The organism is Endozoicomonas sp. SESOKO1, from assembly GCF_024606265.1.
Taxonomy (GTDB): domain Bacteria; phylum Pseudomonadota; class Gammaproteobacteria; order Pseudomonadales; family Endozoicomonadaceae; genus Endozoicomonas.
This window is the reverse complement of sequence record NZ_JAHHPP010000257.1, coordinates 1-8497: the sequence shown is the minus strand read 5'-3', so window position 1 is coordinate 8497 and position 8497 is coordinate 1. Positions and strand designations below refer to the sequence as shown.

The following is an 8497-nucleotide window of genomic DNA, read 5'->3' as shown; positions in this document are numbered from 1 at the left end:
GAGCTCCGGATTGTGATTCCGGCGGTCGAGGGTTCGAGCCCCTTCGCCCACCCCATCTCTCTTTTCCTTCTTTAATGAAGCTACCAAATTTCATTCCCACGATTGTTGACACTTCTTCATCTTTAAAAATATGTCGTACTTTTTCTGGTAAAAATCCATCAGCTGCCGGTTGGGTTCTATCCTGTGGTGGTAGTGACTCATGGCTCTCATGGCATCTTCAATACTGGCGTATATACCAGCAGCCACCGAACTGGTGATGGCTCCGGAGAGCAGCATGCTTTCTTTTTCCTCCATAATGGCTGCCGGAACATTGAGTATGTTGATATGTTCGTTTAATAACAGTAGGTTTTTTGCCAGTCCCCCGGTGGGGATTAACAGTTCAACGTCATACCCGGCTTTCTTTAACTTCTCTAACTGATAGCGTGCATCCAGGGCCAGGGCCTGAATGCTGGCAAGGTACAGTACAGCTAACGACTGATGACTTTTATCCAGCGTGAGTCCGGTAATCATACCCCGCTGTGGTTGATTCACTTCAGGGGAGTCAAAGTAAGGGAGCATATGAAGGTGCGCTGTCAGTTTGCTCACATTATCATCGTATTCCGATCTATTGTTACCAGCCAGCTCATTGAGAATCTGGTTAAGGTATTCATGAACCCCAACACCCAGGCTGACCGAGATATCATAGATTGAGCTATAGGCCGGGTGTGATGTAATGATGTGATCAATAAAGGCACCTGCCGCAGTTTGCCTGGCATATATCAACGAGTAACCTTCCAAAACTGAAGCATAGGGACCATCGGCACCATTGCAGGTTAACATCTCCCTGCTGAACGCGACGTAATTGGATGACGTTCCGCCGATGAAACTGACTCTTCTGGTAATACAGTCCAGTGGTTGCTGACTGTCCCGGTGATGGCTGGCCAGTATGGTGGCGAGGGTGCCGCCATAGGCATCAACGATACCTGTGGCAACAGGGGTTCCCTGTTTGAGGTTTAGCTGGTCAGCTGCACTTTGGCTCAGGCCATCCCCGATCGCAGCACCAATCCCAAGCAATTCACCAGTAAATCGCGCCTGAATATCAATATTCAGCTGGGCTGCAGCATCTCTGGTAAAGATATGGCTGGTTGAACCAGGTGTTCTGGTCAGACAGGCCGTTAACTTCCAGGTGATGAAATCATAGAGGTCAAGGATGCAGGTTGCGGCTTGCCAGGTTTGTGGGGCACATTGGAAGAGCCAGAGTAATTTGCTTGAGTTACTTTTGGCGGTGATTTCAGAGCCTGCATGGGCAAATAGTCCCGGGTACTCTCTGGCTATACAGGCAGCCTGTTGACTGGCGCGACTGTCCATCCAGCCAAAAGTATCAGCACGATGGCTGCCGGGCAGGTGGACTGGTTGCATCTGCTGGTTAAGCAGAACCAGAGAGTAGGTCGTATCAATACCAATGCCTTTAATATCCTCCTGATTCAACCGGTGCCCAGAGATTAATCGATTGACGCTGTTTATCAGGGCTTCCCAGATATTCTCTGAACAGAATTCCATGGTGCTGGCGGTTTTCCAGATCAGGAGTGGCTCTTCATCATGGGCAAGGATATGCCCTTCCGGAGAAACAAGAGCGCTGCGCAAACTGTGGGTACCAACATCAATACTGAGTAGAACAGGTCGCATCTGTGATAATGTCCCCGTTGCCGTGTCGGGATAAGAATAGCTCTGTTCCTGCATTTGGTCATGGTAATTAGTGAGGCGGAAAATTCATGCGCATGAGCAGGATAATCGGACATCGTGGCCTTGCCGGAGAGGCCCCGGAAAATACCCTTGCAGGCATTAGACTGGCTGCTGAGAAAGGGATGAAGTGGGTAGAGGTGGATGTTACCCTGCTTGGTGATGGTACGAGTGTACTTTTTCATGACCGTCGATTGAACCGTACCACCAATAAAAACGGTCGGCTGCAGTCATTAACCGTTTCCGGACTGGAAAGCGTTGATGCAGGAAGCTGGTTTTCTGAGGAATTTTCAGATGAGAAGATTCCTCTGCTGAAAGAGGCGCTTCAACTGATAAATCAGCTCGGTTTAGGGGTGAACCTTGAGCTGAAAACCAATGGCTGTTCGGAGTCGGGATTGGTAGAAGCGGTGGTAAATAGCATCGCCGAGGTTGAGTTTCCAAAAGACCGGCTTCTGGTTTCCAGCTTTAATTATCGGGCACTTGTCCGATTTTCAGATCGTTCCGATATTCCGGTTGGCTGTTTGTTTGAGCGACTGCCGTTGAACTGGCGCAAGAAAGCGTTGCGGGTCAACGCGGTATCTATCCACTTCAACAGTAAGCGAACGTCAAAACGACAAATTTCCCGGGTGAAGTCCGCAGGCTATGAGCTGTATTGCTACACGGTCAACTCCCTGATGGTTGCCAGGCAACTGATTGAGGATGGCGTTGACGGTGTTTTCTCCGATTACCCTTTGTCAGATGACTGAAGGCCTGGCACCTTGGCCGTATGCCTCGTTCCCACGATTCCGAGGTTATCGCAAAACCCGTAAAAGGGTCTCTCCGCGTAGGTCGGTTTGCCTGCAAGCCGACACCTGACCAACCGCCATGCACCATAACCTCTGAGATTCATTGGGGATGGCGGTGGGGCCACGAGTCGGCTTGCAGGCAAACCGACCTGCATCCAAGCCATTTTTCCGAGTTTTGCGACACCTTCCAGAGCGAGGGGCGGCAGGGTTGGTTCAGCCTGCTTATGGTGATAGTTAAATCTCGTCCACTTCTCTGAGGTACTTGAACAACTTCCGTGCCGCCGCCGGGGGCTTGTCCTGAGACGCTTCTTTCTGGGCATTACGAACCAGTTGTCGGATATGCTGGTGGTCAGCTTCCGGGTAGTGCTCCAGATATTCAGTCAATACCGTGTGATTGTCATCGTCATGGATAAGCTGGTCGCGCCACCGCTCCAATTGATGAAACCGGCGGTTGTACTCTTCACTGGAGGAATCCAGCTGGTTAAGAAGCGCCATGATCGGCTCGATGTCCTGGTCAGCCATCAGTTTGCCAATAAAGCCCAGGTGGCGCTTTCTTGCATTGTTGCTTTTGATGCGTTTGCTCTCATCCAATGCTTCACGCAGGCGATCATTCAGCGGCAACTTATCCAGCAATGCCGGTTTAAGTTCCATCAGCCGGGCTCCAATGTTTTTCAGTTCATCCATGTCTCGCTTCAGCTCGGATTTGCTGACATAGATAATTTCTTCGGTTTCTTCATCGTCCCAGGCTTCCTGGATACGACGGCTCTTTTTACTCATAGAGAATAGCCATTGATGGGAATCTGCCTAACGTTGTTTATGAGAGAACAGTTCCATGGATGGAAAATGGATATCTCGGTATTTTACTTCAGAATGCTTCTCAATTGGGATGTTTTTACCCAACTCCTATGGACGTTTTGTTGCGGGCTCAGTGTATCAGTGCGTTCCTGTGGCTATGCAGCCATTGCAGGAATACCCTGAGGATATAAATGACAGCTGTCTTGCAAAATGGTGTCACTACCGATTCTCTGGCAAATCACGCAGAAATAACGTCCAGAACGTCAAGCACCCTGTCTATCTCTTCCGGCGTATGGTAGTGGACAAAGCCTATGCGCAGTAACCCGTCCCGCTCCTGAAGGTTAAGCCGGTCCAGCAGGTCCAGTGCATAGAAATGGCCGGACCAGGTGTAGATGCCGTGCCGTGCCAGCCGTTGTGCCAGCCTGGCCGAGGATTGTCGGTGGTGGGCCAGGGCAAAGGTGGGGGTTCGGCCAACCGTGGTATCTGAGCCGTACAAGGTGAACCCGGCCATGTGCTTGAGACCATCAAGAAACCGCTGTGACAACTGTCGTTCGTGTTCCTCAATCCAGTTTGCCGATGCTTGCAGTCCCTTGCGGTCATGGCCAGAACCGGTGAGCCAGCCATGGTATTTAATACAGGCCAGCAAGCCGACAATCGCCGTAAAGTTCTGTGTCCCTGTCTCCCAGCACCAGGGCGGCTGGTCATTTGCCGCCCGGACTTTATAGGGCTTCAGGCTGCCCAGCAGTTCTGGCCGACCATACATCAACCCCAGGTAAGGGCCGCAAAACTTGTAGGCAGAACAGGCCAGGAAATCGGCATCAAGGGCCTGCACATCCGGTAACCGGTGGGCGGTGTAGTGAACGGCGTCAACATGAACCAGGGCATTCACGGAATGGGCAGCTTTAATCAGCTCTGCTGCCGGGGTGATGCTGCCGGTCACATTGGAGGCCAGGGTAAACGCCACCAGTCGTGTTCTGCCGGACAGCAGGCGCTCAAGCTCCGTAACGCAGAGATTCTGACTGGCAGTGAATTCCATCGTCCGGACTGTACATTCCCGTTCCTCTGCCGCCAGTACCCAAGGGGTGATATTGGCGTCATGATCCAGCGATGAGACAATAATCTCATCGCCTTTTTGCCAGGTTCTGGCTATGGCCCTGCTCAGGGCAAAGGTCAGGGAAGTCATGTTGGCACCGAAGGCAATGCTGTAAGCAGGGGCATTTAATAACTGCCCTGCTGCCTCCCTTGTCTGCCCGATCAGCGCCATGGTTTCTTCACTGGTGGCAAAAAAGCCACCCAGGTTAGCGGAACCCGATTGCTGGTAATCGGACATGGCACTGATCACCGATACCGGAACCTGGGTACCTCCCGGCGCATCAGAATAGACGGCCCGCTGGTTTCCCTCTAGCCGCTCAAGGGCTGGAAATTGCTCTCGGATGCGCTGGAGGCTGGTTGAGGTATGCTGTTTTTCCACTGTTCATCCTCCAGGGTTACCGTAATAACGAAAACATCCCGATGCCCGGAGACTTCGCCACTGCTGACCTGCAGCGCAGAGGTGTAGTGATAGACCCGCCGGTCATTACAGTAAACAATATCCCCGGGCAACAGCGTAGCACTATAGGCAGGTTTTTGTTCCGGATGATAAAAAATTCCAGTCTCTGCCCCCTCGACGTTTTTGCGGTCAGTGCAGATGATGGCGATCAGGTCGAAGCCATCCTGGTGAATGCCTTCCGGCACTGGCAAGCCGTGATCACCGTCGGAGCAGGTGATCCGGATTTGATGCACGCCATAAACGGTACGTGCCGGATCAAGACCGAAAAAACCGTTTACCTGTCTGAACAGGGACTGAAATTCCGGCAGCTCTGCCAAGGCTGGTTCAATTTCGGCAAATTCCCGCAGAATGTCGCCACTGAGATAATTGACCGCACGGGACTGGACAAAGTCATCGTGAGGTAATCTTTCCAGGCGTTCTGCAGGCCCGGTAAAGCGGGAGTAACGGCGAAAACGGTAGTGACCGCTGACATAAGGGTCAGCGGCAAGATTGGCAAAAAAAGGCGCAAAAGCGTTCAGGTCAAGATCAGTCAGCCGCTGGTGTGAAAAGGTAAAATCAGGTGAAATAACAGCCATGGTCACCCTCCTGCCATTACTGATGCTGTTCTACGGTGTCTGCAACATAATAGACGACATAATCTAGATGTTCATATCCGCTACGAAGCGTGCCTGGTGAAGCTGGACAAGCATTTTTTTACCGGTTTGGTATCAGCTGCCATTGCCTGGTCATTGCATGAATCACCAGTTAGTTTAGATAAATTAGTGTACAAGGCTCTCTGCGCAAGTCTGAATCTTAATTACGTGCTTTTAGGGCAGATCCCGAATAAGTCAGCGGCTGGTATAAATAGTTCTTCATGGAATACGGCAGCGGCAGGCAGTCAGAGCCTGATGCCAGGACTTTTGCCAAGGGCACCCGGTTCTCTACCAGCCTTGAACGAATGCAGGTTCGGGCGCAGGCCATTAGCGTCCTCGGTTGATAAGCAGGAATGTAATTGTGCAGGGCATCAACAAGGCCTCTGGCTGCAGCAATGTCCAGTGCGGTGTTACCAGATTCATTGGGAATATTGGCATGGGCACCATTGGCCAGCAGACTGTCAACGATCTCCGGCCAACGATGTTGAAGCGCCCGATGCAGTGGGGTATTGCCTAAACTACCGGGTTTATTGGGATTGGCTCCATTGGCCAGCACGCTATAGAACAGGCTGCTGATGTTGAAATGGAGATAGTAATGTAGAGTCCAGTTAAGTGGAGTCTGACCCCACGGGTCAGGAATATCTGGATCGGCACCTCCTTGCAGTAAAGTGTTAACACCCGAAATACTGCATCTCAATACCGCTAAGAGCAGCGGAGTATGATTCATGCAGTCAATGGCGTTGATATAGGCACCTCTGTCAAGCAGGCAATTCACGATCTTGGTGTTCGCTGTCGTATGGGTGGAAGAAGTGGCCAAATGCAGCGCTGTGCGACCATCATCGTCACTGGCGTTCAGGTCAGCTCCCCTGTCCAGCAACAAATTGACGGTTTTATAGTTGCCCAGCCTTGCAGCTTCCAGAAAAGGCGTAGTGTATTTTCCCTCCAAATAGGGTGTGAAGATTCGGGTCTGCTCTGCGATCCAGCAGCGCCTTGACGATATTTGTATCTTCCAGTCTGCCGACGGCCCAATACAGAGGGGTAGAGCCACACGCACCGCGGATATTGGGGTCAACGCCCTGGTCCAGCAAATGGTTGACAGTGGCCAGGTCATTACGCAAGATTGCCCGTTCCATCAACTTTGCCATATCAGTTGTCGCTGCAGGCAACTGCCTGCTGCCTGAGACGGCCACTGCAGATTCTGAATGATCGACCTCTGTCGTGTTATCAGGCAACGGGAGATCGACTGCTGATGTGGATTCCACGCTGGCATCGGCTACCATTTCCTGCGAATGGTCATGCTCCGTCCTGACGCTTGAGAACATTGTCGTATTCCCGCTCAAGATACAAAAAACAGCAAATCGCTTAAAGAAAATAGTGCACAAGGCTCAGTGCGCAAGTCTTGATAAAGGTTGCTGATTAGACTCTGAATCTGCAATTGATCATCTATCTGATGCATTATTAACTTCACAGCGGCACAATAGTTGAAAACCTCCGTAGGCATAAACACAACAGATCAGGTGCAATCATGGGCGAACCTTCCAATGCAGTACTGGATCCACGAAGTGAAGAGACCAGGCTGAAAACACTGGCCAGTGATATTCTGGCTGAGGCCGCCAGGCAGGGAGCGGATGCCTGTGAGGTGGGCATCAGTATGGATGCCGGCCTGTCGGCCAGCGTTCGTATGGGTGACGTTGAAACGGTTGAGTTTAACCGTGACCAGGGACTGGGCATCACCGTTTATCTGGGTAAACGAAAAGGGTCTGCCAGTACCTCTGACAGCAGCCCCCAAGCCATCCGGGAAACGGTAAAAGCGGCCTGCGATATTGCCCGTTACGCTTCAGAGGACCCTTATGCAGGGCTGGCCGACTCCGTTTTAATGGCGGACGGTGATTCACTGCCGGATCTTGACCTGTACCATCCCTGGGGAATTGATGCCCAACAGGCGATTGATCTGGCCATGCAATGTGAAGATGCCGGACGCTCCTTCAGTAATAAAATTGTCAATTCCGATGGTGCAAGTGTCTCCAGCCATCAGGGTTGCCGGGTCTATGGCAACAGCAACGGGTTTATTGGCAGCTATGTTTCCAGTCGCCATAGCCTGAGTGCGGTGTTGATTGGCATGCAGGGTGACGAGATGCAGCGGGATTACTGGTACACAGTAAACCGTGATGCCAGCGAGCTGGAAAAGGCGATCGCTGTTGGTACGAAAGCAGCTGAACGCACGGTGCGCAGACTAGGAGCCCGAAAAGTAGGTACTGCAGAAGTACCCGTTCTGTTTGCGCCGGAGGTGGCTTCAGGTCTTATTGCTCATTTTCTGGGGGCGATCAGCGGTGGTAGCCTCTATCGACAGGCCTCTTTCCTGTTGGATCACCTGGGCAAGCCGGTGTTCCCGCAATGGATGCGTATTCATGAGCAACCATTGCTGAAAAGCATGCTGGGGTCCGCCAGTTTTGATAACGATGGGCTGGCGACCTATGCCAAGGACTTCATTACTGACGGCATTCTGCAGCATTATATTTTAAGCACCTACTCTGCCCGCAAGCTGGGGATGGACAGCACCGCCAATGCCGGTGGTGTTAATAATCTGTTCGTGGAAAGCAATGGGGGAGACCTTGATGCGCTGCTGAAACAGATGGGAACCGGACTACTGGTCACCGAGTTGATGGGGCAGGGGGTCAATACCGTTACCGGTGACTACTCCCGTGGCGCTGGTGGCTTCTGGGTAGATAATGGTGAAATTCAGTTCCCGGTTTCGGAAGTGACGATTGCCGGTAATCTGAAGGATATCTACCGCAATATTGTGACCGTGGGCAGTGATGTGGACAGGCGTGGGAATATCCAGACCGGCTCAATTCTGGTTGGCAGTATGAAGCTTGCCGGTGAGTGATTGGTAAAAGACAAAAGAAGGGAACCACAAAGGCAAAGGAAAAGCATGATTTGGTATGGAGCTGTACTGAAATAACTTCGACATTTCTACAGACGCTACCCGCTGCCCGCAAAAGCTGGAACCACTTGTG

General features: G+C 51.7%; 8 protein-coding genes. 2 read left to right on the top strand and 6 right to left on the bottom strand.

Annotation, left to right across the window (positions count from 1 at the left end; translation table 11 throughout):
- Positions 1 to 90: 90 nt before the first annotated feature.
- Positions 91 to 1665 (bottom strand): FGGY-family carbohydrate kinase, encoded by a 1575-nt coding sequence (locus KDK13_RS11855; protein ID WP_257285180.1) that lies wholly within the window; start codon positions 1663 to 1665, stop codon positions 91 to 93.
- Positions 1666 to 1757: 92 nt separating this feature from the next.
- Between KDK13_RS11855 and KDK13_RS11850 the strand changes: the two genes are divergently transcribed.
- Positions 1758 to 2465: a glycerophosphodiester phosphodiesterase family protein gene (locus KDK13_RS11850; protein ID WP_257285179.1), complete on the top strand. Its 708-nt coding sequence runs from the start codon at positions 1758 to 1760 to the stop codon at positions 2463 to 2465.
- A 273-nt stretch (positions 2466 to 2738) separates the two neighbouring features.
- Here the strand turns inward: KDK13_RS11850 and yjgA are convergent, their stop codons facing one another.
- The 5 genes from yjgA to KDK13_RS11825 form a co-directional block, all read right to left on the bottom strand.
- Positions 2739 to 3281, bottom strand: coding sequence for a ribosome biogenesis factor YjgA (gene yjgA, locus KDK13_RS11845; RefSeq protein ID WP_257285178.1), 543 nt, complete (start codon positions 3279 to 3281; stop codon positions 2739 to 2741).
- A gap of 256 nt (positions 3282 to 3537) precedes the next feature.
- Complete coding sequence (locus KDK13_RS11840) at positions 3538 to 4770, bottom strand: cysteine desulfurase-like protein (protein WP_257285177.1); 1233 nt, start codon at positions 4768 to 4770, stop codon at positions 3538 to 3540.
- The gene (locus KDK13_RS11835; protein WP_257285176.1) at positions 4701 to 5423 is read right to left on the bottom strand and encodes a 2OG-Fe dioxygenase family protein; all 723 of its coding nucleotides are present in this window, start codon (positions 5421 to 5423) and stop codon (positions 4701 to 4703) included. The genes KDK13_RS11840 and KDK13_RS11835 overlap by 70 nt, the downstream gene beginning before the upstream one ends.
- Before the next feature lie 217 nt (positions 5424 to 5640).
- Positions 5641 to 6426, bottom strand: a complete 786-nt coding sequence (locus KDK13_RS11830; protein WP_257285175.1) for an ankyrin repeat domain-containing protein — start codon at positions 6424 to 6426, stop codon at positions 5641 to 5643.
- Positions 6371 to 6802, bottom strand: coding sequence for an ankyrin repeat domain-containing protein (locus KDK13_RS11825; RefSeq protein ID WP_257285174.1), 432 nt, complete (start codon positions 6800 to 6802; stop codon positions 6371 to 6373). The genes KDK13_RS11830 and KDK13_RS11825 overlap by 56 nt, the downstream gene beginning before the upstream one ends.
- Before the next feature lie 203 nt (positions 6803 to 7005).
- On the opposite strand from KDK13_RS11825, the gene pmbA reads away from it, so the two are divergent.
- Positions 7006 to 8367: a metalloprotease PmbA gene (pmbA, locus tag KDK13_RS11820; protein ID WP_257285173.1), complete on the top strand. Its 1362-nt coding sequence runs from the start codon at positions 7006 to 7008 to the stop codon at positions 8365 to 8367.
- Positions 8368 to 8497: the final 130 nt, after the last annotated feature.